This window comes from Citrobacter sp. RHB35-C17 (assembly GCF_013816795.1).
In the GTDB taxonomy this organism is placed as follows: Bacteria; Pseudomonadota; Gammaproteobacteria; order Enterobacterales; family Enterobacteriaceae; genus Citrobacter_A; species Citrobacter_A amalonaticus.
On sequence record NZ_CP057150.1, the window covers coordinates 3,455,982 to 3,481,735 of the forward strand.

At 53.3% G+C, this 25,754-nt stretch carries 18 protein-coding genes, 1 tRNA gene, 3 rRNA genes and 1 pseudogene; 8 read left to right on the plus strand and 15 right to left on the minus strand.

The window, feature by feature from the left end; genetic code table 11:
• Positions 1-241: 241 nt before the first annotated feature.
• From lepB to rseD, 7 genes and pseudogenes are all read right to left on the minus strand, one after another.
• Entirely contained in the window at positions 242-1,216 is a 975-nt protein-coding gene (gene lepB, locus HVZ37_RS16515) for a signal peptidase I (protein ID WP_042999781.1), read from the minus strand.
• A 16-nt stretch (positions 1,217-1,232) separates the two neighbouring features.
• Complete coding sequence (gene lepA / locus HVZ37_RS16520) at positions 1,233-3,032, minus strand: translation elongation factor 4 (RefSeq protein ID WP_042999780.1); 1,800 nt, start codon at positions 3,030-3,032, stop codon at positions 1,233-1,235.
• Positions 3,033-3,314: 282 nt separating this feature from the next.
• On the minus strand, positions 3,315-3,794 hold the full coding sequence (rseC, locus tag HVZ37_RS16525; RefSeq protein ID WP_042999716.1) for a SoxR-reducing system protein RseC: 480 nt from the start codon (positions 3,792-3,794) through the stop codon (positions 3,315-3,317).
• Positions 3,791-4,747 (minus strand): sigma-E factor regulatory protein RseB, encoded by a 957-nt coding sequence (gene rseB / locus HVZ37_RS16530; RefSeq protein ID WP_181627745.1) that lies wholly within the window; start codon positions 4,745-4,747, stop codon positions 3,791-3,793. Before rseB ends, rseC begins: the two co-directional genes overlap by 4 nt.
• Positions 4,747-5,397 carry an anti-sigma-E factor RseA gene (gene rseA / locus HVZ37_RS16535; protein WP_042999714.1) on the minus strand — a complete coding sequence of 217 codons (651 nt, stop codon included), beginning with the start codon at positions 5,395-5,397 and terminating at the stop codon, positions 4,747-4,749. Before rseA ends, rseB begins: the two co-directional genes overlap by 1 nt.
• Positions 5,398-5,427: 30 nt before the next feature.
• Positions 5,428-6,003 (minus strand): RNA polymerase sigma factor RpoE, encoded by a 576-nt coding sequence (rpoE, locus tag HVZ37_RS16540; protein ID WP_000003307.1) that lies wholly within the window; start codon positions 6,001-6,003, stop codon positions 5,428-5,430.
• Positions 6,000-6,165 (minus strand): annotated as a pseudogene (gene rseD, locus HVZ37_RS16545) (rpoE leader peptide RseD). The gene rpoE and the pseudogene rseD overlap by 4 nt, the downstream one beginning before the upstream one ends.
• Positions 6,166-6,426: 261 nt before the next feature.
• On the opposite strand from rseD, the gene nadB reads away from it, so the two are divergent.
• Positions 6,427-8,049 (plus strand): L-aspartate oxidase, encoded by a 1,623-nt coding sequence (gene nadB, locus HVZ37_RS16550; protein WP_130098129.1) that lies wholly within the window; start codon positions 6,427-6,429, stop codon positions 8,047-8,049.
• Here nadB and trmN read toward each other — a convergent pair.
• A complete protein-coding gene (gene trmN, locus HVZ37_RS16555) occupies positions 8,034-8,771 on the minus strand; it encodes a tRNA(1)(Val) (adenine(37)-N(6))-methyltransferase TrmN (RefSeq protein WP_044253159.1) in 738 nt (245 codons plus the stop codon). The genes nadB and trmN overlap by 16 nt on opposite strands.
• Before the next feature lie 131 nt (positions 8,772-8,902).
• On the opposite strand from trmN, the gene srmB reads away from it, so the two are divergent.
• Positions 8,903-10,237, plus strand: a complete 1,335-nt coding sequence (srmB, locus tag HVZ37_RS16560) for an ATP-dependent RNA helicase SrmB (RefSeq protein WP_042999711.1) — start codon at positions 8,903-8,905, stop codon at positions 10,235-10,237.
• Between the two features lie 44 nt (positions 10,238-10,281).
• On the opposite strand, the gene grcA is transcribed toward srmB, so the two are convergent.
• A complete protein-coding gene (gene grcA / locus HVZ37_RS16565; protein WP_044253162.1) occupies positions 10,282-10,665 on the minus strand; it encodes an autonomous glycyl radical cofactor GrcA in 384 nt (127 codons plus the stop codon).
• A gap of 317 nt (positions 10,666-10,982) precedes the next feature.
• On the opposite strand from grcA, the gene ung reads away from it, so the two are divergent.
• Complete coding sequence (gene ung, locus HVZ37_RS16570; protein WP_042999709.1) at positions 10,983-11,672, plus strand: uracil-DNA glycosylase; 690 nt, start codon at positions 10,983-10,985, stop codon at positions 11,670-11,672.
• A 33-nt stretch (positions 11,673-11,705) separates the two neighbouring features.
• On the opposite strand, the gene HVZ37_RS16575 is transcribed toward ung, so the two are convergent.
• Entirely contained in the window at positions 11,706-12,743 is a 1,038-nt protein-coding gene (locus HVZ37_RS16575; RefSeq protein ID WP_044268999.1) for a tRNA/rRNA methyltransferase, read from the minus strand.
• Positions 12,744-12,949: 206 nt separating this feature from the next.
• Between HVZ37_RS16575 and trxC the strand changes: the two genes are divergently transcribed.
• From trxC to HVZ37_RS16600, 5 genes are all read left to right on the plus strand, one after another.
• The gene (gene trxC / locus HVZ37_RS16580; RefSeq protein WP_042999707.1) at positions 12,950-13,369 is read left to right on the plus strand and encodes a thioredoxin TrxC; all 420 of its coding nucleotides are present in this window, start codon (positions 12,950-12,952) and stop codon (positions 13,367-13,369) included.
• A gap of 68 nt (positions 13,370-13,437) precedes the next feature.
• Positions 13,438-14,136 carry a tRNA-uridine aminocarboxypropyltransferase gene (tapT, locus tag HVZ37_RS16585; protein ID WP_042999706.1) on the plus strand — a complete coding sequence of 233 codons (699 nt, stop codon included), beginning with the start codon at positions 13,438-13,440 and terminating at the stop codon, positions 14,134-14,136.
• 35 nt (positions 14,137-14,171) lie between these two features.
• Positions 14,172-16,832: a protein lysine acetyltransferase gene (gene pat / locus HVZ37_RS16590; RefSeq protein WP_044253168.1), complete on the plus strand. Its 2,661-nt coding sequence runs from the start codon at positions 14,172-14,174 to the stop codon at positions 16,830-16,832.
• A 113-nt stretch (positions 16,833-16,945) separates the two neighbouring features.
• Positions 16,946-18,301 (plus strand): CDP-diacylglycerol--serine O-phosphatidyltransferase, encoded by a 1,356-nt coding sequence (gene pssA, locus HVZ37_RS16595; protein ID WP_044253171.1) that lies wholly within the window; start codon positions 16,946-16,948, stop codon positions 18,299-18,301.
• 44 nt (positions 18,302-18,345) lie between these two features.
• Positions 18,346-18,669, plus strand: a complete 324-nt coding sequence (locus tag HVZ37_RS16600; RefSeq protein ID WP_082366178.1) for a YfiM family lipoprotein — start codon at positions 18,346-18,348, stop codon at positions 18,667-18,669.
• Here the strand turns inward: HVZ37_RS16600 and HVZ37_RS16605 are convergent.
• The 5 genes from HVZ37_RS16605 to HVZ37_RS16625 all read right to left on the minus strand — a co-directional run bounded on the left by HVZ37_RS16605 (position 18,666) and on the right by HVZ37_RS16625 (position 25,304).
• Positions 18,666-19,964, minus strand: a complete 1,299-nt coding sequence (locus HVZ37_RS16605; RefSeq protein WP_181627746.1) for an MFS transporter — start codon at positions 19,962-19,964, stop codon at positions 18,666-18,668. The two genes, HVZ37_RS16600 and HVZ37_RS16605, sit on opposite strands and share 4 nt — an antisense overlap.
• Before the next feature lie 324 nt (positions 19,965-20,288).
• Positions 20,289-20,404, minus strand: a 5S ribosomal RNA gene (rrf, locus tag HVZ37_RS16610).
• A gap of 94 nt (positions 20,405-20,498) precedes the next feature.
• Positions 20,499-23,404 (minus strand): 23S ribosomal RNA (locus HVZ37_RS16615).
• Between the two features lie 196 nt (positions 23,405-23,600).
• A tRNA-Glu gene (locus tag HVZ37_RS16620) sits at positions 23,601-23,676 on the minus strand.
• A gap of 86 nt (positions 23,677-23,762) precedes the next feature.
• Positions 23,763-25,304, minus strand: a 16S ribosomal RNA gene (locus HVZ37_RS16625).
• The 16S, 23S and 5S rRNA genes sit together here with 1 tRNA gene alongside, the layout of an rRNA operon.
• Positions 25,305-25,754 lie beyond the last annotated feature (450 nt).

The following is a 25,754-nucleotide window of genomic DNA, read 5'->3' on the forward strand; positions in this document are numbered from 1 at the left end:
AGCACACGAAACAGACCTGATATATGTAGCATCCTTCCGGCCGCGTTAAGCAGCTTATGTACGCTCATATAGGGGGACCAACGCTGTTTCGTGTGCCGTGGCGACCTGGAGGCGCCAACCTGAAACTTCGGGGGAATATTCTATACACAACGACGAGGGATGTCGTTAGCCTGGGCAGATTTATCGAAGAAATAATTCACGTTGCCGTCATAACGACGACAACGTGAACGATTCGCGGCAATTAGTGGATACCACCAATGCGGCTTAAACGAACGCCAGTCGGCCATTCGCCTTCTTGTTTGTCGAAACTCATCCAGATGGCAGTGGCTTTACCGACCAGATTCGCTTCCGGGACAAAGCCCCAGTAACGGCTGTCCGCGCTGTTATCGCGGTTGTCGCCCATCATGAAATACTGGCCCGGCGGCACAATCCAGGTCGCCAGCGGCTGCCCGGACTGCTGGTAATACATCCCCACCTGATCCTGAGCAATCGGCACGGTCAGAATACGGTGCGTCACGTCGCCCAGCGTCTCTTTACGCTCGGACAGACGAATACCGTTCTCTTTCGTTTCACTCAGCGGGATCTCAAAGAAACCACTGGTGGCTTCACCACCGTTACGACGTGCAAACGTCTGCACAAAATCGCTCGGCTGAACATCGCTATAGGTGACCGGCAGGGCGTTCTCACACGCCTGACCCGAACGGCAACCCGGCTGAATAGTCACTTCTTTCGCGACCGGATCATAGGTCACTTTATCACCAGGCAAACCGACCGCTCGCTTGATGTAATCCAGCCGTGGATCTTCCGGGTATTTAAAGACCACGATATCACCGCGTTTGGGATGACCCGTTTCGATCAGGGTTTTCTGGTAAATCGGATCTTTAATACCGTAGGCAAATTTCTCCACCAGAATAAAGTCACCGATCAACAACGTCGGCATCATCGAACCCGATGGGATCTGGAAAGGTTCATAGATGAACGAACGCACAACCAGCACGATAGCCAGCACCGGGAAAACCGAAGCGCCAGTTTCCAGCCAGCCAGGCTTCGGCGAGACTTTTTTCAGCGTTGCCTTATCCAGTGAATCTCCGGCTGCAGCCTGTACCGCCGCCTGACGCTCCCGACGTTTTGGTGCGAAGATAAATTTATCCACGCACCATAAAATGCCCGTGACCAATGTGGCAATCACCAGAATCAGGGCAAACATATTCGCCATGCCAACTCCTTAAGGATTATTTGCTGTCTTTGCCGACATGCAGAATGGCGAGGAACGCTTCCTGAGGCAGCTCAACGTTACCGATCTGCTTCATCCGCTTCTTACCTTCTTTCTGCTTCTGCAACAGCTTTTTCTTACGGCTGATATCGCCGCCATAGCATTTTGCCAGAACGTTTTTACGCAACTGTTTCACAGTAGAACGCGCAATGATATGCGTCCCGATCGCCGCCTGGATCGCAATATCGAACTGTTGACGTGGGATCAGATCTTTCATCTTCTCCACCAGCTCACGACCACGGCTCTGCGAGTTATCACGGTGAGTGATCAGCGCCAGCGCATCGACACGTTCGTTGTTGATCAAGACATCAACACGCACCATGTCGGAGGCCTGGAAGCGTTTAAAGTTGTAATCCAGCGACGCATAACCGCGCGAGGTGGACTTCAGGCGGTCAAAGAAGTCGAGTACCACTTCAGCCATCGGGATTTCATAAGTCAGCGCCACCTGGTTACCGTGGTAAACCATGTTGGTCTGCACGCCACGCTTCTCAATACACAGGGTAATCACGTTACCGAGGTATGCCTGAGGCAACAGCATGTGACATTCCGCGATCGGCTCGCGCAACTCATAGATGTTATTCAGCGGTGGCAGCTTGGACGGGCTGTCGACGTAAATCGTCTCTTTCGCGGTGGTTTCGACTTCATACACAACCGTCGGCGCGGTGGTGATCAGGTCGAGATCGTATTCACGTTCCAGACGCTCCTGAATGATCTCCATGTGTAACAGACCAAGGAAGCCACAGCGGAAGCCGAAGCCCAGCGCAGTAGAACTTTCCGGCTCATAGAACAGAGAGGCGTCGTTGAGGCTAAGCTTGCCCAGCGCGTCGCGGAAGTTCTCGTAATCATCAGAGCTGACCGGGAACAGGCCCGCATAAACCTGCGGTTTTACCTTTTTGAAGCCTGGCAGCGCTTTTTCTGCCGGGTTACGTGCCTGAGTCAGGGTATCGCCAACCGGTGCGCCGAGGATGTCTTTAATCGCACACACCAGCCAACCTACCTCGCCGCACTTAAGCTCGGTACGATCAACCTGTTTAGGCGTGAAGATCCCCAGACGGTCAGCGTTATAGGTCTGACCGGTACTCATCACTTTGATTTTGTCGCCTTTACGCAGGGTGCCGTTTTTAATACGCACCAGCGAGACAACGCCGAGATAGTTATCGAACCAGGAGTCGATGATCAGCGCCTGTAACGGTCCATCCGGATCGCCCTGCGGCGGCGGAATATCACGCACCAGACGTTCCAGAACGTCGGTCACGCCCACGCCAGTTTTCGCCGAGCAGCGCACGGCATCAGTCGCATCAATACCAACGATGTCTTCAATCTCTTCGGCGACACGCTCGGGATCGGCGGCTGGCAGGTCAATTTTATTGAGGACCGGCACCACTTCGAGATCCATTTCCATCGCGGTGTAGCAGTTTGCCAGGGTTTGCGCTTCGACGCCCTGCCCGGCATCCACCACCAGCAGTGCGCCTTCACAAGCGGCAAGCGAACGAGAAACTTCATACGAGAAGTCAACGTGGCCTGGGGTGTCGATGAAGTTAAGCTGGTATGTTTCACCATCAGCGGATTTGAAATCGAGCGTTACGCTCTGCGCTTTGATAGTAATACCGCGCTCACGCTCAAGATCCATCGAGTCGAGAACCTGCGCTTCCATTTCACGGTCAGACAGGCCACCGCAGATCTGAATAATACGGTCAGACAGCGTCGATTTACCGTGGTCGATGTGAGCAATGATCGAAAAGTTACGTATGTTCTTCATATAGTGTAATTATTGTGCCTTACGCCTGGTTGGACAGGCTTTGAGAAGTCGCTGTTCTGAGCTTAACGTCTGTTTAACTGAAACGCCGCATTCTACACTACAACGCTGAGGCGAGGAAATGTTCATAAAGTCAGGATAGCGGGAACTGGAAACGGCATCGCTTTTCTGATGTAAAACATCGTAAGAGAAGCATGATGCCCGATGGCGCAAGCTTATCGGGTCTACTGGACTTGCTGATCGTTTGAAAGTCGGATAAGGCGAAACCGCCATCCGGCAAGAATATCATGGTGCCGTTTCGGTGGAGGGCGTTTCAACGCGAATCATACTGGACGGGAGAGCAACATTAAGAATAACGGGTTGCCAGGCTTCGCGTTCAGCCAGCTTGCGGGAATAGCCACGGGCAATCAGGAATCCGCCGACGCCGCCCAGTATCGCGCCGCTTAACGCCGCGAGATCTGAGCCAAACAGCACCTGAAACAGGGAGGCGATGAGGAATAACCCCACCAGCGGCGACAGATAAACCAGCATGGCGGAACCTAACAGACTGCCTTCGGCAATCCCCAGCTCCACTTTCTGCCCAGGTTCTAACGGCACATCGCTCGCCACCACAATGGTATGCGTGGTCTGCGGCCCGAGTTTATTCAGCACGCGGGTGCCACATCCTGAACGTGAAGCGCAGCTGCTGCAGGACGCTTTCACATCACAGCTCACCAATGCCTCACCGTTTTGCCATGACACCACGGTAGCCCACTCTTTGATCATTGCGCGGCTCCGAACTTAATGGTGTCGGCAATGCGCTTCGCTGTCTGCGGCGGCAATTCACCCACGATGGTAATTTCCGCGTTGTCGCGTACGCTGGTGCTGACCGTTCTGCGCCCGGTGCGCAGCATCTGGTCGGTGCTGGCCTGAGTTGCCCGATTGACGTTAATAGAGAAGCTAAACAGACCGTCGGAGTAGAGACGCGATTCAATCGGCATGTTGTCCATCGTTGGCAACGGTCTGCGCCCGCTGGACACTTCGCTAAACCCTTTCGGAAGCCAGGTCGGATTCCAGCTGAATTTGGCTTTTTCACCCGCCGGAACAGAGAGCAGCGGCGGCAAACTGGCTTTCGCCAGCGTCTGCATGCCGCTACCGACATCCTGATTCACGGTGAAAGCAATCACCCGGAATTGCTCTAACGTTTCGCCATCGCGATCGAGGAGATCGACCCGCATCGGCAGCTTCGTTTCCGTATCCATCCAGACAATATAGCTGTAACGCGTACCATCACGCGCGACCACGCGAATCACTTCGCACAGGCGATCGGCAATTCGGGTACGACCCACAGCAATAAAATCATAGTAGGGAGCAAGACGTTTGAAATCGGTATAGATAAGCGACGGCAGGGAGTCGACGATGTAGTCACCGTTCAGAGTGAACGGTTCGAGTCCAGGCTCGAAGTAGCTAATTTCATTTCCGCGCTGGACCACTTCACGACGCGGACCATCCATTTGCAGCAGCTGCGCAAGCGGACGATTTTCCTGGCGAGCATGGCGATAACGCAGAGACTCAACGCCTTGTTTCGTGATGCTGACGAATGACAGCTCGTAATTGAGTGACTGGCTCGCCACGTTCATCTGCTGCAACAACGCCCCGGACGCAGTGTTGGCCGAGGCGTTGACAGAGAAGAACAGGCTACCCGTCACAAGTGACATGGCAAACCAAAGTTGCTTCATTACTGCGATTGCGTTCCTAAAGTTTGAATTCCTGGCACCTGAACAGCGGCTTGCTGTGTCTGTGCCTGCTCAAACTGAAGCTGTTCGGAGTGCAGTCGGCGTTGCAGTTCGTAATCCTGCAACATGGCGTTGATCCGACGACGCTGCTCCTGTACCTGCTGCTGTTGCCCACCATTCGCGGTCGCATCAGAAGGTACTCCCAGGCTTACCGGGCTGGCTTTACCCATCATCGGCAAAGTATTAAAGACCGGCGTTTCAGGCTGCTGGGACGTTTCAGATTGTCCATTATAGTGCTGGACACCAACGATAACTGCAAGCGATACGCACGCGGCAACGCCCATTTGGGTAAGTTGCGCGGCCCACGGACGCATTTTTTTCCAGAATGGCATTTTCTGCCATTGCTGCGGCGCAGGCTGGGCCTCTGGAATGAATGGCACCGTATTGCGTACCGGCTCATCTTCAATAGCGGCCATTACGCGAGCGGAAATATCGAAATGAAGCACCTCAGGTGTATCACCCCGCATTGAATCACGGATCAGGTGATAGCTTTCCCAGGTTTTTTGCATATCCGAATCGTGAGCCAGTTCGTTAAGTAACTCACTATCCAGCGTCTCGCCATCCATTAAAGCGGAAAGTTTTTCTTTCTGCATGCCTAATACCTTTTCCAGTATCCGCTATCGTCAACGCCTGATAAGCGGTTGAACTTTATTATCAATAGCTTCCCGCGCTCGGAAGATACGTGAACGCACCGTACCCACCGGACAATCCATGATAGCGGCTATCTCTTCATAGCTCAGGCCATCCAGCTCCCGCAAGGTTATTGCCATACGTAAATCTTCCGGGAGGGACTCAATAGTTCGGAAAACTATCTGTCTCAGTTCTTCTGACAACATTAAGTTCTCAGGGTTCGAAATTTCTTTCAGCGCACCGCCACTTTCGAAGTTTTCTGCTTCAATCGCATCAACATCGCTTGATGGCGGACGACGCCCCTGAGCCACCAGGTAATTCTTCGCTGTATTCACCGCAATGCGATACAGCCAGGTATAAAAAGCACTATCTCCCCGGAACGAGTCCAGCGCACGGTAGGCTTTAATAAATGATTCTTGCACCACATCGGGAACATCGCCCGACGGGACATAACGGGAAACCAGACTCGCCACTTTATGCTGGTAGCGTACTACCAGTAAATTGAAGGCTTTCTGATCTCCCTTCTGGACCCGTTCAACCAGGACCTGGTCCGTTAACTGCTCGCTCATCCGAGGTAAAGTCTCCCCAAACCAAATTTCCACGCGTTCGCGAAACGCCACTCCATTAGCTGCACTATGAGCAAGCAACAGGTTAGAGTGTCTCGTTTTTGTAAAGTTCCGTTACGCATCTGTTTTTTGTTTGTCATGTTGTAGACGGTCATTATCTCTCATTATAAGTCTACCGAGTCTGAACAACGCACTATCTTTAAAAATGCCCATAAACCGGTTGCAGAGTAACCCAACGGCCACTTTATTTCATCCTCTAATCTGATGCTTACGGCCCGCCGCGCAAAATGGTTTCCCCACCTGACATCCTTTTACATCGCACCGTTTTGTTTAGTCATTACAACAACACTGAAAATAAAACGTGCTGAATCGCAGATTCTGGTGCTATGCTGGCCAAACACTGTTTAGTACATTAAACAAAATATCATGAAAACTACGCCTGAACTTTCTTGTGACGTGTTAATTATTGGTAGCGGCGCTGCCGGACTCTCGCTGGCGCTGCGCCTGGCTGAAAAGCACCAGGTTATCGTGCTGAGTAAAGGTCCCGTCAGCGAAGGCTCCACTTTCTATGCGCAGGGCGGGATTGCCGCCGTTTTCGATGAAACCGACAGCATTGATTCACATGTCGAAGATACGCTCATTGCCGGCGCCGGTATTTGCGATCGCCATGCGGTGGAGTTTGTCGCCAGCAACGCCCGTCCCTGCGTACAGTGGTTGATTGATCAGGGGGTGCTATTTGATACCCAGGTGCAGCCTAACGGTGAAGCGAGTTACCATCTGACGCGTGAAGGTGGCCATAGCCATCGTCGCATTTTGCATGCCGCTGATGCCACCGGTAAAGAGGTGGAAACCACGCTGGTCAGCAAGGCGCAAAGCCATCCGAACATCCGGGTACTGGAACGCAGTAATGCCGTCGATTTAATCATCTCCGACAAAATTGGCCTGCCCGGCACACGACGCGTCGTGGGGGCATGGGTCTGGAACCGGAATAAAGAGGCGGTGGAAACCTGTCACGCGAAGTCTGTCGTGCTGGCGACCGGCGGCGCATCAAAGGTGTATCAATATACAACGAATCCGGACATTTCCTCCGGCGACGGTATTGCGATGGCCTGGCGTGCCGGATGCCGGGTTGCGAATCTCGAATTTAATCAGTTCCACCCTACCGCGCTGTATCATCCCCAGGCACGTAATTTCCTGCTTACCGAAGCGCTGCGCGGAGAAGGTGCTCATCTCAAACGCCCGGACGGCACGCGGTTTATGCCAGACTTTGACGCGCGAGGGGAACTGGCGCCGCGCGATATCGTCGCCCGCGCTATCGACCATGAAATGAAGCGTCTCGGTGCGGACTGTATGTTCCTTGATATCAGCCATAAGCCAGAAGCCTTTGTGCGTCAGCATTTCCCGATGATTTACGAAAAGCTGCTGGGGCTGGGTATCGACCTGACCAAAGAACCAGTGCCCATCGTGCCAGCAGCACACTACACCTGCGGCGGCGTGATGGTTGACGACTTTGGTCGTACCGATGTGGACGGCCTGTATGCGATCGGGGAAGTGAGCTACACCGGCCTGCACGGCGCGAACCGGATGGCCTCAAACTCGCTGCTGGAGTGTCTGGTGTACGGCTGGTCCGCAGCGGAAGATATCGACAGACGAATGCCTTACGCCCGTGGCGTAAGCGCCCTGCCCGCCTGGGATGAAAGTCGCGTGGACAACCCTGACGAACTGGTGGTGATTCAGCATAACTGGCATGAGCTGCGGCTGTTTATGTGGGACTACGTGGGGATTGTGCGCACCACCAAACGTCTGGAGCGGGCCCTGCGTCGTATCACTATGTTACAACAGGAGATCGACGAGTATTACGCCCATTTCCGCGTCTCGAATAATTTGCTGGAGTTACGCAACCTGGTTCAGGTCGCCGAGCTGATTGTGCGCTGTGCGATGATGCGCAAAGAGAGCCGCGGTCTGCACTACACGCTCGATTATCCGGCACTGCTGGAGGAATCTGGCCCGTCTGTGCTCTCGCCGTTAACGGCTCACATGAACAGATAAAATGCCTGGGTCAGCGCCGTATAACCTTCGGAGTAACGCTGATCCGGCCCGCGAATCACCAGCCTGTCGCTAAAGCATTCCCCCTTCTTAGGGGAGAATGCCAGCAGCACCCGATGCGGCAACCGCGCCTCCGTTTCAGCAACGTCGGTGCGTAGCCGTAAATGCCAGCCCATATTTAACGCCTGCTGCGTGAAGGTATTGCCGATATTTTCCGGCAACACAACACACAAGAATCCCTCTTCCGTGATCAGCCCCGTCGCCGTCGCTAACAGCGCAGAATGATCCAGCATCGTGGTATAACGCGCCTGTTCCCGCTGCGGTGTAGCACACTCGACGCCCTGCTCGTAATATGGCGGGTTACTGATGATAAGGTCATATTTAACGGTCTGCCGTGCCGCCCAATGTTGGACATCTTCCGCCTGCACCGTTACCCGATCCGCCCACGGCGACTGGGTAACGTTTTCTTGCGCCTGCGCGGCGGCATCGCTATCCAGTTCAACGGCATCAACGGTGACGCTTTCATCAGTACGCTGCGCCAGCATCAGCGCCAACAGTCCGCTGCCGGTACCGATATCGAGGATCCGCTTTACGCCCGCCACCGGTGCCCATGCCCCTAACAGAATCCCATCTGTTCCGACTTTCATCGCACAACGATCGTGCGCGACAAAAAACTGTTTAAAAGTAAATCCATTACGACGAAGGACGGATGTAGACTGAGGCATGAATTAAAAACCTTGCAGGAAAAACGGCAACAGCACCTGGTGAAAACAATACCTGAGAAGCGATATCCATACAAACAGATGAAGATTGCAGCCGTAACGTCTATAATCAGCGCCCCACACAGAGGTAGAACATGACTGTAACGACTTTTTCCGAACTTGAACTCGATGAAAGCCTGCTGGATGCCCTCCAGGAAAAAGGTTTCACTCGCCCGACCGCCATTCAGGCTGCCGCCATTCCGCCTGCACTCGAAGGCCGTGACGTACTCGGTTCTGCGCCGACAGGCACCGGTAAAACGGCGGCGTATTTGCTGCCAGCGTTGCAGCACCTGCTCGACTTCCCGCGTAAAAAATCCGGTCCGCCACGTATTTTGATCCTGACTCCGACTCGCGAACTGGCGATGCAGGTCGCCGATCATGCCCGTGAACTGGCCAAAAACACCCATCTGGATATCGCGACAATTACCGGCGGCGTAGCCTACATGAACCACGCCGAAGTGTTCAGCGAAAACCAGGATATCGTGGTCGCCACCACCGGACGTCTGCTGCAGTATATTAAAGAAGAGAATTTTGACTGCCGCGCCGTCGAAACGCTGATCCTCGACGAAGCCGACCGAATGCTGGATATGGGCTTTGCCCAGGACATCGAGCACATCGCCGGGGAAACGCGCTGGCGCAAACAGACGATGCTGTTCTCCGCCACGCTGGAAGGCGATGCGATTAAAGATTTTGCCGAACGTCTGCTGGAAGAGCCGGTCGAAGTCTCCGCTACGCCATCCACCCGCGAACGTAAGAAGATCCACCAGTGGTATTACCGCGCGGATAACGTCGAACATAAATTCGAACTGCTGAAGCACCTGCTGAAGCAAGACGACGCCACCCGTACCATTGTGTTTGTCCGCAAGCGCGAGCGCGTGCACGAACTGGCTGAAAAGCTGCGTCTGGCGGGGATCAACAACTGCTATCTCGAAGGTGAGATGGCGCAGATCAAGCGTAACGAAGGCATTAAGCGTCTTACTGACGGTCGCGTTAACGTGCTGGTCGCCACCGATGTTGCCGCACGCGGGATCGATATTCCTGACGTCAGCCACGTGATTAACTTCGACATGCCGCGTAGCGGAGACACCTATCTGCACCGCATTGGCCGTACCGGCCGCGCCGGTCGCAAGGGCACCGCAATCTCGCTGGTCGAAGCGCACGATCACCTGCTGCTGCTGAAAATTGGTCGCTACATTGAAGAACCGCTGAAATCCAGGGTGATTGATGAGTTGCGCCCAACCTCACGCGCTCCGAGCGAAAAGATGACGGGCAAACCGTCGAAAAAAGCACTCGCGAAACGTGAAGAGAAGAAAAAAGAGAAAGACAAAGATAAACCGCGCGTGAAGAAACGCCATCGCGATACCAGGAACATTGGTAAACGTCGCAAGCCGAGTACGGCAACGACGCCGCAGGAGTCAAACGAAGAATAAAAAAACGCCGGGATTTCCCGGCGTTTTTATTTAAACGTTAAGCCTTACAGGCTTTCAGTAAAGGTACGAGCGATAACGTCGCGCTGTTGTTCCGGCGTCAGTGAGTTAAAGCGCACGGCATAACCCGAAACACGGATAGTCAGCTGCGGGTATTTTTCCGGATGCTTAACCGCATCTTCCAGCGTTTCACGACGCAAAACGTTAACGTTCAGGTGCTGGCCACCTTCCACACGAACTTCCGGTTTCACTTCCATCGGAATTTCGCGGTACTCAATTTCACCCAGTTTGCTGACCGCTACCACTTCATCTTCGGCAAAACCGGCTTTCGCTGCGATGCAACGCGCTTCGCCTTTTTCGCTGTCCAGCAGCCAGAAGGAATTCAGCAGATCGTCATTAGCGGCTTTAGTAATCTGGATACCTGTAATCATTGTGATGCCTCCCCGGCAAAGTATTTGATTAGGGTTGGCCGGCTCGCGGCCAATTGGTAAAACCATTGTTGCTTGAGTGTATATATACCCCCCTAACACCCTCGATTCATTGATTTAAATCAATAAAATCCACATGCAGAATAGGGAGATGAGATGATTTTATTGTTTTACATCAACTTACGCCATGTGAAGACATAAACTTTTTACACAAATTTTCAACTTTATTAAGTGCGTAGCGCACATCATCGCGGAGAGAATTTTGCGCCGTTGAAAGAAGCAGTTAAGCTATGACGATCGAGAATTCGCAGGAGAGCGAGATGGCCACTGAATTAACCTGGCACGATGTGCTGGCTGAAGAGAAACAGCAGCCCTACTTTATCAATACGCTGCATACCGTCGCCGGAGAGCGTCAGTCCGGGATCACGGTTTATCCGCCGCAAAAAGATGTGTTCAATGCGTTTCGCTTCACCGAGCTGGGTGATGTCAAGGTCGTGATCCTTGGACAGGATCCCTACCACGGTCCCGGGCAGGCGCATGGTCTGGCGTTTTCTGTCCGCCCCGGTATTGCTACGCCCCCTTCGCTGCTGAACATGTATAAGGAACTGGAGGGGTCGATCCCCGGTTTCACTCGTCCTGCCCACGGTTATCTGGAAAGCTGGGCGCATCAGGGCGTTCTGCTGCTTAATACGGTATTAACCGTGCGGGCGGGTCAGGCGCACTCTCATGCCAGTCTGGGATGGGAAACGTTCACCGATAAAGTGATCGGCCTGATTAATCAACATCGTGAAGGGGTGGTTTTTCTGCTCTGGGGCTCTCATGCGCAGAAGAAAGGCGCGATCATTGATCAAAAACGTCATCATGTCCTGAAAGCGCCTCATCCTTCACCGCTCTCGGCGCATCGTGGATTTTTTGGTTGTAACCATTTTGTGTTGGCGAATCAGTGGTTGGAACAACGCGGCGAGAAGCCGATTGACTGGATGCCCGTTTTACCGGCGGAGAGCGAATAAAAAAAATGCCAGCGAATCGCTGGCATTTTTCCATCAGGCTTTGTTCTGACGCCACCATTCGGCAAGCAGCACACCGGTTGCCACCGAGACGTTCAGGCTTTCAACATTCCCCGTACCGTCGATTTTAACGCACAGATCGCTGGCATCGCGCGCCGCATCCGGCAAACCGTCAACGTCCTGACCTAACACCAGGACGATTTTCTCTGGCAGTTCAGTTTTAAACAGCGGCTTACCGCGTTCACTGGACGTTGTCACCACGGTGTAACCCGCCTGACGGAAATCATCCAACACATCAACGATGCTGTCGCCGGTAATCGGCTGAACGTGTTCGGCACCGCCTTCTGCGGTACGAATCGCCGCACCGGACTCCAGCAGCGCCGCATCCTGCACCACTACGCCTTTCACACCGAAGTGCGCGCAGCTACGCATCATGCCACCGAGGTTGTGCGGGTTAGAAATAGCTTCCAGCGCTAACACACAGTCCTGCGCGCCCGCCTGGCTTACCCACTGTTTCACCGTCGTGCCGTTACGTTTTTTAATCAGGAAGCAGACACCGCCGTGATGTTCGGTACCTGAAGCTTTCGCCAGTTCCGCTTCATCAACCACATGGTACGCTTTGCGGTTTGCCGCCATCCAGCGTAATGCTTCTTTGAAGCGCGGCGTGACGCTCTGAATGAACCAGGCGCGGACAATCGCGTCCGGACGACTCTGGAACAGGGCCTGACAGGCATTTTCACCGTAAACGCGGGTCTCTTCTGCACGTTGACGACGTAAGACTTCAGGATCGATAAAGCTTTTACCGCTGATACCACCGTGATCGGCTTTTTCAGGCGTTTCATCACCCGGCGCGCGGGACACGGTCCGCCACGGTGAGTCTTCACGCTTGCGATCGCGGTTCTGAGGGGTTCTTTCATCGCGGGCGGGGCGACGGCCACCGTCGGCACGAGATTTTCCTGGACGCCCGCCACCTTTCCCGGTACGCGGGTTATGGGTACGTTTATCAGAATCATCATCACTGCGGACATACATCACTTTGACCTTGCCGCTTTTGTTTTTCAATTCATCGTTCATGCTTTTCTCCACCAGCGCTGCGCGAAGCGCGCAGATTACCCGATGTGCGCCAGGTTAGCCATTATTTCATTTAAAAGCTTATGACTATTGTACTCATTGAATAAAACAGATTGTCGTTTAAAACAGTCTCATCGATAATATGTAACATATTAGAAACATACCGGCGTCTCTGCCGTTCAATACCCCGACGCATCCAGAGGTTAGTTATGAATACCGTTTGTACCAGCTGCCAGGCCATCAACCGCATTCCCGACGATCGGGTTGAGGATGCGGCAAAATGCGGACGCTGTGGTCACGACCTGTTCGACGGGGAGGTGATCAATGCGACCGGTGAAACACTGGATAAACTGCTCAAAGACGATCTGCCCGTCGTAATCGATTTCTGGGCACCGTGGTGCGGCCCATGCCGTAACTTCGCCCCGATCTTTGAAGATGTTGCCGAAGAACGCAGCGGCAAAGTTCGCTTCGTGAAGATCAACACGGAAGCGGAACGAGAGCTCAGTGCACGCTTTGGTATCCGTAGTATTCCCACCATTATGATCTTCAAAAACGGTCAGGTTGTCGACATGCTGAACGGCGCGGTTCCCAAAGCGCCATTTGATAGTTGGCTGAACGAGTCACTGTAAACTCTGCGGGGCGCATCTTGTGCCCCGTTTTCACCTCTGCGACAATGACGTTTTTCAACGTATTCTCTATGACTGAAAACGCTGTTCTCACGCTTCGCGCTGAACGTCTGGCGCGCGCCACTCGCCCTTTTCTCGCCCGAGGCAATCGCATTCGTCGCTGCCAGCGCTGCTTGCTGCCGCTGAAACTTTGCCTGTGCGCGACGCTGTCGCCTTCTCAGGCAACGAGCCGTTTTTGTCTGGTGATGTTTGATACTGAACCGATGAAACCGAGCAATACCGGGCGTCTGATCGCCGATATTTTACCGGATACTGCCGCGTTTCAGTGGTCGCGGACAGAACCACCGCAGGCCTTGCTGGATCTGGTGAAAAACCCGACGTATCAGCCGATGGTAGTGTTCCCCGCCTCCTATGCCGATGCTGAACGTGTGGTGATTTCCACTCCACCGACAGGTAAGCCTCCGCTGTTTATTATGCTCGACGGCACCTGGCCGGAAGCGCGTAAGATGTTCCGTAAAAGCCCGTATCTCGACTCTCTCCCCGTGATCTCGGTGGATCTGTCGCGGTTGTCGGCCTATCACCTGCGTGAAGTCCATGCCGAAGGGCAGTATTGTACCGCTGAAGTCGCCATTGCGCTGTTGGATCTGGCCGGTGATACCGATGCAGCAAGCAGCCTCGGCGAGCACTTTACCCGTTTTAAAACGCGCTACCTCGCGGGAAAAACCCAACATCAAGGAAGCATCACAGCAGAATCAGCAGAAAGCGTTTAGAATCATTCGGTCACTTCTGTGTAAGGGAAACCGGTATGAGTCAGCGAGGACTGGAAGCACTTCTGCGACCAAAATCGATCGCGGTGATCGGGGCATCGATGAAGCCCAATCGGGCGGGATATCTGATGATGCGCAATCTGCTGGCAGGAGGATTTAACGGTCCCGTTTTGCCGGTAACCCCTGCCTGGAAAGCCGTTCTGGGCGTCCTGGCCTGGCCCGATATTGCCAGTCTGCCCTTCACCCCCGACCTTGCCGTGCTGTGTACCAATGCCAGCCGTAATCTGGCCTTGCTGGAAGCGCTTGGGGAAAAAGGCTGTAAAACCTGCATTATTCTCTCGGCTCCAGGCGCGCAACATGCAGAACTGCTAACCTGTGCGCAACGCTACAACATGCGTCTGCTCGGCCCTAACAGTCTTGGCCTGCTGGCCCCCTGGCAGGGGTTGAATGCCAGCTTCTCGCCGGTCCCGATTAAGCGCGGCAAACTGGCCTTTATTTCTCAGTCCGCTGCGGTTTCCAATACCATTCTCGACTGGGCACAGCAGCGGGAAATGGGCTTTTCCTATTTCATTGCCCTCGGCGACAGCCTGGATATTGATGTCGATGAGCTGCTGGATTATCTGGCGCGTGACAGCAAAACCAGCGCTATTTTGCTTTATCTCGAACATCTCAGCGATGCCCGGCACTTTGTATCCGCCGCCCGTAGCGCCGCGCGCAACAAACCCATTCTGGTGATTAAGAGCGGTCGCAGCCCGGCAGCGCAGCGGTTATTGCATACCAGCGCCGGAATGGATCCGGCCTGGGATGCCGCCATTCAACGCGCCGGTCTGCTGCGCGTGAAAGATACCCATGAGCTCTTTTCCGCAGTGGAAACGCTCAGCCATATGCGTCCTCTGCGCGGTGACAGGCTGATGATCATCAGTAACGGTGCCGCGCCTGCGGCGCTGGCGCTTGATCAACTTTGGTCCCGCAACGGCAAGCTCGCCATGCTGAGTGAAGAGACCAGCCAGAAACTGCGCGATGCTCTGCCTGCCCATGTCGAGATCGCCAACCCACTGGACCTGCGTGACGATGCCAGCATTGAACATTACACCCGAACGCTGGACATTCTGCTCGCCAGCCAGGACTTTGACGCTCTGATGGTGATTCACTCCCCCAGTGCCGCCGCCCCCGCCACCGAGTGTGCACAAACGCTGATTGGAACCGTTAAGCACCACCCGCGTGGAAAATTTGTCTCGCTATTGACCAACTGGTGTGGCGAGTTTTCCTCTCAGGAAGCCCGTAGGCTGTTCAGTGAAGCCGGACTCCCTACCTATCGTACTCCGGAAGGGACGATCACTGCATTTATGCATATGGTCGAATACCGGCGCAACCAGAAACAGCTGCGTGAAACGCCAGCTCTGCCCAGCAATCTGACCTCCAATACGGCCCAGGCGCATGATCTGCTTCAGCAGGCGATTGCCGATGGAGCAACCTCACTCGATACCCATGAGGTTCAGCCGATCCTGCAGGCTTATGGCTTACATACGCTCCCGACCTGGATTGCCGGCGACAGCATCGAGGCCGTCCATATTGCAGAACAGATTGGCTACCCGGTCGCGCTGAAGCTGCGTTCACCGGACATCCCGCACAAATCTGAAGTTCAGGGCGTAATGCTCTACCTGCGTACGGCAAACGAAGTTCAACAGGCAGCCAATGCAATTATTGATCGTGTGAAAATGACCTGGCCACAGGCGCGGATCCACGGTCTGCTGGTGCAAAGTATGGCGAACCGTGCGGGAGCGCAGGAACTGCGCGTGGTGGTTGAGCACGATCCCGTATTTGGCCCATTGATCATGTTGGGTGAAGGCGGCGTTGAGTGGCGGCCTGAAGAGCAGGCCGTGGTGGCATTACCGCCGCTAAACATGAACCTGGCGCGTTATTTAGTGATTCAGGCGATCAAGAATAAAAAGATCCGTGGCCGCAGTGCGCTGCGCCCGTTGGATGTCGCGGGGTTAAGTCAATTGCTGGTTCAGGTCTCAAACCTGATTGTCGACTGCCCGGAGATCCAGCGTCTGGATATTCACCCGCTGCTGGCCTCCGCCGGTGAGTTTACCGCCCTGGATGTCACGCTGGATATCGCCCCATTCGAGGGCGATAACGAAAGTCGTCTTGCCATTCGCCCCTATCCGCATCAACTGGAAGAGTGGGTGGAGATGAAAAATGGCGAGCAATGTCTGTTCCGTCCTATCCTGCCAGAAGATGAACCCCAGCTTCAGCAGTTTATTTCCCAGGTCACCAAAGAAGATCTTTATTACCGCTATTTCAGCGAGATCAATGAATTTACTCATGAAGATTTAGCCAACATGACGCAAATCGACTACGATCGGGAAATGGCGTTTGTTGCGGTGAGGCGCGTAGAACGAACGGAAGAGATCCTGGGAGTGACGCGAGCGATCTCCGATCCGGATAATATTGATGCGGAATTTGCCGTACTGGTTCGTTCCGATCTCAAAGGGTTAGGATTGGGTCGTCGATTGCTGGAAAAATTGATTACCTATACACGAGATCACGGACTGAGAAGGCTGAATGGTATTACGATGCCAAATAATCGTGGCATGGTCGCGCTGGCGCGTAAGCTTGGGTTTAGCGTGGATATCCAGCTCGAAGAGGGAATCGTCGGGCTGTCGCTGGATCTGGCTCCGCCCGAGGAATCGTGAGTAAGGTACTGGAAATGTTGACCACTTTAACGGGGACGGTGTTATCATTGCCCGCTTATGTCGTCTGCATAGCACAGAGGACCCTTCAATGAACAGAGAAGAAATGCACTGTGATGTTGTCAAAATTTAAGCGTAATAAACATCAACAACACCTTGCCCAACTACCTAAGATTTCTCAATCAGTTGATGATGTCGATTTCTTTTATGCTCCCGCCAGGTTCAGGGAGACCCTGCTGGAAAAGATAGCCAGCGCGAAGCAGCGCATTTGCATTATTGCCCTGTATCTGGAACAGGATGACGGTGGCAAAGGCATTCTTAGCGCGCTTTACGAGGCGAAACGGCAGCGTCCTGAGTTGGATGTTCGGGTACTCGTCGACTGGCATCGTGCGCAGCGTGGACGTATTGGCGCGGCAGCATCCAATACCAACGCCGACTGGTATTGCCGAATGGCGCATGAAAATCCGGGTGTCGATGTGCCGGTATACGGTGTGCCGATCAATACCCGCGAAGCCCTTGGCGTGCTGCACTTTAAAGGCTTTATCATTGATGATAGCGTCCTGTACAGCGGCGCCAGTCTTAACGATGTCTATCTGCATCAGCACGATAAATATCGCTATGACCGCTATCAGCTAATCCGCAACGCCAGAATGGCAGACATCATGTTCGAGTGGGTGACCCAGAACCTGATGAACGGTCGTGGCGTAAATCGTCTGGATAATACCCAGCGTCCGAAAAGCCCGGAGATTAAAAACGACATTCGTTTATACCGCCAGGAGCTTCGTGACGCGGCTTATCACTTCCAGGGCGATGCCGATAATGAACAGCTGTCCGTGACGCCATTGGTCGGTCTGGGGAAATCCAGCCTGCTGAACAAAACCATTTTCCACCTTATGCCCTGTGCGGAGCATAAGCTCACGATTTGCACCCCCTATTTCAACCTGCCAGCAATTCTTGTTCGCAACATCATTCAACTGCTGCGCGAAGGGAAGAAAGTTGAGATCATTGTGGGGGATAAAACCGCCAACGATTTTTATATCCCGGAAAATGAACCATTTAAGATAATTGGCGCATTGCCCTATCTCTATGAGATTAACCTGCGTCGTTTCCTGAGTCGTTTGCAGTATTACGTCAATACCGATCAACTGGTCGTTCGCTTGTGGAAAGATGACGACAATACCTACCATCTCAAAGGGATGTGGATCGATGACAAGTGGATGCTGCTGACCGGGAACAACCTCAACCCGCGCGCCTGGCGTCTGGATCTGGAAAATGCAATCCTGATCCACGATCCTAAGCAAGAGCTGGCTGCACAGCGCGAGAAAGAGCTGGCGCTAATTCGTACGCATACCACGGTCGTTAAACACTATCGTGACTTGCAGAGCATTGCCGATTACCCGGTAAAAGTTCGCAAACTGATCCGTCGATTACGTCGTATTCGAATCGACAGGCTGATAAGCCGTATTCTGTAAAAGTGAAACCCCGTCCTGAACGGGGTTTTTCCTATGGGGGCATGGTGCGCGTTATTTTTTTTCTGAGCGCCTTTATTCTGTCAGGCTGTAGCCATATGGCGCAGGATAGCTGGAGTGGGCAGGACAAAGCACAGCACTTTATTGCTTCCGCGATGCTCTCAGCCGCAGGTAATGAGTACGCGCAACATCAGGGAATCAGCCGCGATCACAGTGCGATGATAGGGTTTATGTTCTCGGTCAGTCTGGGGGCGTCAAAGGAGCTTTGGGATAGCCGCCCCGCAGGGAGCGGCTGGAGCTGGAAAGACTTTGCCTGGGATGTCGCCGGTGCAACGACCGGCTATACCCTCTGGCAAATGGCGCATCACTAGAGGCGCAGACCTTTCCCTTTACGATGCAACGTCAGCGAAACCAAAAATGCGACGATCGACATAACGGTGACATACCAGAAGAACGACGTTTCCATACCGACAGACTTCAGCGACAGCGCCACATATTCCGCCGAACCACCAAACAGAGCATTCGCCACGGCATAAGAAAGCCCCACTCCTAATGCACGAACCTGTGCCGGGAACATTTCAGCTTTCAATATACCGCTGATCGAGGTGTAGAAACTGACGATCAGCAGCGCGCACATTACCAGACCAAATGCTACATACGGCGAAGTCACATTCTGAAGTGCGGTCAAAATGGGGACAGTAAACAGGGTTGCCAGCGCGCCGAAACACAGCATGGAGGTACGTCGGCCAATTTTATCTGACAACGCACCAAACAGCGGCTGCACAAGCATATAAACAAATAGCGCCGCCGTCATAATTCCGCTTGCCACATTGGCATGCATACCTGCGGTGTTTACCAGATACTTTTGCATATAGGTAGTGAAGGTATAGAAGCACAGCGATCCCGCCGCGGTGAACCCGAGCACCATGATGAACGCTCTACGGTTACGCCATAACCCTTTCAGCGAGCCCGCCTCTTTCAGCGCACGCGTTTCCTGCTTTGATGTTTCATCCAGTTGACGACGTAACCAGAGCGCCACAATCGCCAGTACTGCGCCTAATGCGAAAGGAATACGCCAGCCCCACTCTCTGAGGGCTGAATCTTCCATAGTCTGCTGTAAGACAACCACAACCAGCAGCGCCAACAGTTGACCACCGATAAGTGTGACGTACTGGAAAGAGGCGTAAAACCCCTTACGGCCCTCGACAGCAACTTCACTCATGTAGGTCGCGCTGGTGCCATACTCCCCACCAACAGATAATCCCTGGAACAAACGCGCCAGCAGTAACAGCGCCGGAGCCCAGGTTCCAATGGTTTCATAACCTGGCAGGCAGGCGATCACCAGCGATCCCAGACACATCATACAAACGGACAAAAGCATGGATTTTTTACGACCATGTTTATCGGCGATACGACCGAATAGCCAACCACCAATCGGACGCATTAAAAACCCGGCCGCAAAAACGCCTGCGGTTTGTAGTAGCTGCGTTGTCGTGTTTCCGGAAGGAAAGAAGATGTGGGCAAAATAGAGCGAGCAAAACGAGTAGACATAGAAATCAAACCATTCAACCAGATTTCCGGATGACGCGCCTACAATTGCCCATATGCGACGACGGGTATCACTGTCAGTCAGTGACCCGTTCGCAGTTACACTGCTTTCAGTCATTAAAGTTGTACTCCTGCCAAAGATCCGGTTGTGTTTGCTGTCTTTTTTAGTAAAAGAAATGTTATATAATTGTTATATGTTGTTGTGTGACAGCGATCGCGGTTTTAATTAGCAGGGAAAGAATTTAGGAGTAAGCGCAGGGATCAGTTGATGAGATTCATCGTGACGGCGCGCGCAGAGGTTCGACTATTCTGGACGGTCGTGTCCGTTAACCACGGAGCCTCGCCCTGACAGCAGGCCAGATAAGGCAAAGCCACACTCCAAATTTGCAGCGCAGAGACGCAAAAAGCCCATCCGTCAGGATGGGCTCTTCACTTGTTTGATGCCTGGCAGTTCCCTACTCTCGCATGGGGAGACCCCACACTACCATCGGCGCTACGGCGTTTCACTTCTGAGTTCGGCATGGGGTCAGGTGGGACCACCGCGCTACAGCCGCCAGGCAAATTCTGTTTATTAACCCGCCTTTCGCCGGTTAATCTAATCTGTAATCAGGCTGAAAATTTTCTCAATCCGCCAAAACAGCTTCGGCGTTGTAAGGTTAAGCCTCACGGTTCATTAGTACCGGTTAGCTCAACGCATCGCTGCGCTTACACACCCGGCCTATCAACGTCGTCGTCTTCAACGTTCCTTCAGGACCCTTAAAGGGTCAGGGAGAACTCATCTCGGGGCAAGTTTCGTGCTTAGATGCTTTCAGCACTTATCTCTTCCGCATTTAGCTACCGGGCAGTGCCATTGGCATGACAACCCGAACACCAGTGATGCGTCCACTCCGGTCCTCTCGTACTAGGAGCAGCCCCCCTCAATTCTCCAGCGCCCACGGCAGATAGGGACCGAACTGTCTCACGACGTTCTAAACCCAGCTCGCGTACCACTTTAAATGGCGAACAGCCATACCCTTGGGACCTACTTCAGCCCCAGGATGTGATGAGCCGACATCGAGGTGCCAAACACCGCCGTCGATATGAACTCTTGGGCGGTATCAGCCTGTTATCCCCGGAGTACCTTTTATCCGTTGAGCGATGGCCCTTCCATTCAGAACCACCGGATCACTAAGACCTGCTTTCGCACCTGCTCGCGCCGTCACGCTCGCAGTCAAGCTAGCTTATGCCTTTGCACTAACCTCCTGATGTCCGACCAGGATTAGCTAACCTTCGTGCTCCTCCGTTACTCTTTAGGAGGAGACCGCCCCAGTCAAACTACCCACCAGACACTGTCCGCAACCCGGATTACGGGCCCACGTTAGAACACCAGCCATTAAAGGGTGGTATTTCAAGGATGGCTCCACACGAACTGGCGTCCGCGCTTCAAAGCCTCCCACCTATCCTACACATCAAGGACCAGTGTTCAGTGTCAAGCTATAGTAAAGGTTCACGGGGTCTTTCCGTCTTGCCGCGGGTACACTGCATCTTCACAGCGAGTTCAATTTCACTGAGTCTCGGGTGGAGACAGCCTGGCCATCATTACGCCATTCGTGCAGGTCGGAACTTACCCGACAAGGAATTTCGCTACCTTAGGACCGTTATAGTTACGGCCGCCGTTTACCGGGGCTTCGATCAAGAGCTTCTCCTTACGGATAACCCCATCAATTAACCTTCCGGCACCGGGCAGGCGTCACACCGTATACGTCCACTTTCGTGTTTGCACAGTGCTGTGTTTTTAATAAACAGTTGCAGCCAGCTGGTATCTTCGACTGATTTCAGCTCCACGAGTAAATCGCTTCACCTACATATCAGCGTGCCTTCTCCCGAAGTTACGGCACCATTTTGCCTAGTTCCTTCACCCGAGTTCTCTCAAGCGCCTTGGTATTCTCTACCTGACCACCTGTGTCGGTTTGGGGTACGATCTGATGTTACCTGATGCTTAGAGGCTTTTCCTGGAAGCAGGGCATTTGTCACTTCAGCACCGTAGTGCCTCGTCATCACGCCTCAGTGTTAAAGTGAACCGGATTTACCTGGAACACACACCTACACGCTTAAACCGGGACAACCGTCGCCCGGCCAACATAGCCTTCTCCGTCCCCCCTTCGCAGTAACACCTGGTACAGGAATATTAACCTGTTTCCCATCGACTACGCCTTTCGGCCTCGCCTTAGGGGTCGACTCACCCTGCCCCGATTAACGTTGGACAGGAACCCTTGGTCTTCCGGCGAGCGGGCTTTTCACCCGCTTTATCGTTACTTATGTCAGCATTCGCACTTCTGATACCTCCAGCATGCCTCACAGCACACCTTCACAGGCTTACAGAACGCTCCCCTACCCAACAACACTTAGTGTCGCTGCCGCAGCTTCGGTGCATGGTTTAGCCCCGTTACATCTTCCGCGCAGGCCGACTCGACCAGTGAGCTATTACGCTTTCTTTAAATGATGGCTGCTTCTAAGCCAACATCCTGGCTGTCTGAGCCTTCCCACATCGTTTCCCACTTAACCATGACTTTGGGACCTTAGCTGGCGGTCTGGGTTGTTTCCCTCTTCACGACGGACGTTAGCACCCGCCGTGTGTCTCCCGTGATAACATTCTCCGGTATTCGCAGTTTGCATCGGGTTGGTAAGCCGGGATGGCCCCCTAGCCGAAACAGTGCTCTACCCCCGGAGATGAATTCACGAGGCGCTACCTAAATAGCTTTCGGGGAGAACCAGCTATCTCCCGGTTTGATTGGCCTTTCACCCCCAGCCACAAGTCATCCGCTAATTTTTCAACATTAGTCGGTTCGGTCCTCCAGTTAGTGTTACCCAACCTTCAACCTGCCCATGGCTAGATCACCGGGTTTCGGGTCTATACCCTGCAACTTAACGCCCAGTTAAGACTCGGTTTCCCTTCGGCTCCCCTATTCGGTTAACCTTGCTACAGAATATAAGTCGCTGACCCATTATACAAAAGGTACGCAGTCACCCCATAAAGAGGCTCCCACTGCTTGTACGTACACGGTTTCAGGTTCTTTTTCACTCCCCTCGCCGGGGTTCTTTTCGCCTTTCCCTCACGGTACTGGTTCACTATCGGTCAGTCAGGAGTATTTAGCCTTGGAGGATGGTCCCCCCATATTCAGACAGGATACCACGTGTCCCGCCCTACTCATCGAGCTCACAGCACATGCAATTTTGTGTACGGGGCTGTCACCCTGTATCGCCGGCCTTTCCAGACCGTTCCACTACCACACATGCTGATTCAGGCTCTGGGCTGCTCCCCGTTCGCTCGCCGCTACTGGGGGAATCTCGGTTGATTTCTTTTCCTCGGGGTACTTAGATGTTTCAGTTCCCCCGGTTCGCCTCGTTAACCTATGGATTCAGTTAACGATAGTGCAACGAATTGCACTGGGTTTCCCCATTCGGACATCGCCGGCTATAACGGTTCATATCACCTTACCGACGCTTTTCGCAGATTAGCACGTCCTTCATCGCCTCTGACTGCCAGGGCATCCACCGTGTACGCTTAGTCGCTTAACCTCACAACCCGAAGATGTTTCTTTCGATTCATCATCGTGTTGCGAAAATTTGAGAGACTCGAACACACCATTAACGGTGTGTCGTTTCAATTTTCAGCTTGATCCAGATTTTTAAAGAGCAAATATCTCAAACATGACTCGCTGAGTCAGTTTTGAGATACAGGGGCCGGCGACTTTCACTCACACAAACCAGCAAGTGGCGTCCCCTAGGGGATTCGAACCCCTGTTACCGCCGTGAAAGGGCGGTGTCCTGGGCCTCTAGACGAAGGGGACACTGAAGTCTGCTTCGGCAAGACGCCTTGCTTTTTACTTTTCATCAGACAATCTGTGTGGGCACTACAAAGGCAGGTTCTTTAAGGTAAGGAGGTGATCCAACCGCAGGTTCCCCTACGGTTACCTTGTTACGACTTCACCCCAGTCATGAATCACAAAGTGGTAAGCGCCCTCCCGAAGGTTAAGCTACCTACTTCTTTTGCAACCCACTCCCATGGTGTGACGGGCGGTGTGTACAAGGCCCGGGAACGTATTCACCGTGGCATTCTGATCCACGATTACTAGCGATTCCGACTTCATGGAGTCGAGTTGCAGACTCCAATCCGGACTACGACATACTTTATGAGGTCCGCTTGCTCTCGCGAGGTCGCTTCTCTTTGTATATGCCATTGTAGCACGTGTGTAGCCCTGGTCGTAAGGGCCATGATGACTTGACGTCATCCCCACCTTCCTCCAGTTTATCACTGGCAGTCTCCTTTGAGTTCCCGGCCGGACCGCTGGCAACAAAGGATAAGGGTTGCGCTCGTTGCGGGACTTAACCCAACATTTCACAACACGAGCTGACGACAGCCATGCAGCACCTGTCTCACAGTTCCCGAAGGCACCAAGGCATCTCTGCCAAGTTCTGTGGATGTCAAGACCAGGTAAGGTTCTTCGCGTTGCATCGAATTAAACCACATGCTCCACCGCTTGTGCGGGCCCCCGTCAATTCATTTGAGTTTTAACCTTGCGGCCGTACTCCCCAGGCGGTCTATTTAACGCGTTAGCTCCGGAAGCCACGCCTCAAGGGCACAACCTCCAAATAGACATCGTTTACGGCGTGGACTACCAGGGTATCTAATCCTGTTTGCTCCCCACGCTTTCGCACCTGAGCGTCAGTCTTCGTCCAGGGGGCCGCCTTCGCCACCGGTATTCCTCCAGATCTCTACGCATTTCACCGCTACACCTGGAATTCTACCCCCCTCTACGAGACTCAAGCCTGCCAGTTTCGAATGCAGTTCCCAGGTTGAGCCCGGGGATTTCACATCCGACTTGACAGACCGCCTGCGTGCGCTTTACGCCCAGTAATTCCGATTAACGCTTGCACCCTCCGTATTACCGCGGCTGCTGGCACGGAGTTAGCCGGTGCTTCTTCTGCGGGTAACGTCAATGGCTAAGGTTATTAACCTTAACCCCTTCCTCCCCGCTGAAAGTACTTTACAACCCGAAGGCCTTCTTCATACACGCGGCATGGCTGCATCAGGCTTGCGCCCATTGTGCAATATTCCCCACTGCTGCCTCCCGTAGGAGTCTGGACCGTGTCTCAGTTCCAGTGTGGCTGGTCATCCTCTCAGACCAGCTAGGGATCGTCGCCTTGGTGAGCCGTTACCTCACCAACTAGCTAATCCCATCTGGGCACATCCGATGGCAAGAGGCCCGAAGGTCCCCCTCTTTGGTCTTGCGACATTATGCGGTATTAGCTACCGTTTCCAGTAGTTATCCCCCTCCATCGGGCAGTTTCCCAGACATTACTCACCCGTCCGCCACTCGTCAGCAAAGCAGCAAGCTGCTTCCTGTTACCGTTCGACTTGCATGTGTTAGGCCTGCCGCCAGCGTTCAATCTGAGCCATGATCAAACTCTTCAATTTAAGTTTGATGCTCCTAGAATTAAACGTCGTAATGAATTACGTGTTCACTCTTTGAGACTTGGTATTCATTTTTCGTCTTGCGACGTTAAGAATCCATGTCACTCTGAGTGCCCACACAGATTGTCTGATAAATTGTTAAAGAGCAGCTGCGACGCGCTTTAGCGCTCTGTCGCGAGGTCACGTATATTACGTTTTCCTCATTCAGAGTCAAGCATTTATTTCGCTTTTCTCTGTCGGTGTTCATCACTGGTTTTCACCGGAGAACCCCGCTGACCCGGCGGCTTGTGTGCCGTTGTTCCGTGTCAGTGGTGGCGCATTATAGGGAGTTATTTCGGGCTGACAAGTCAAAAATACAAAAAACTTATCAACTGCTCACTTTTCAGGCAAACCACTCTATAAACCATCATTTTAGCCTGGTTTTTAAACAAAAATGGGCTCCGAAGAGCCCAT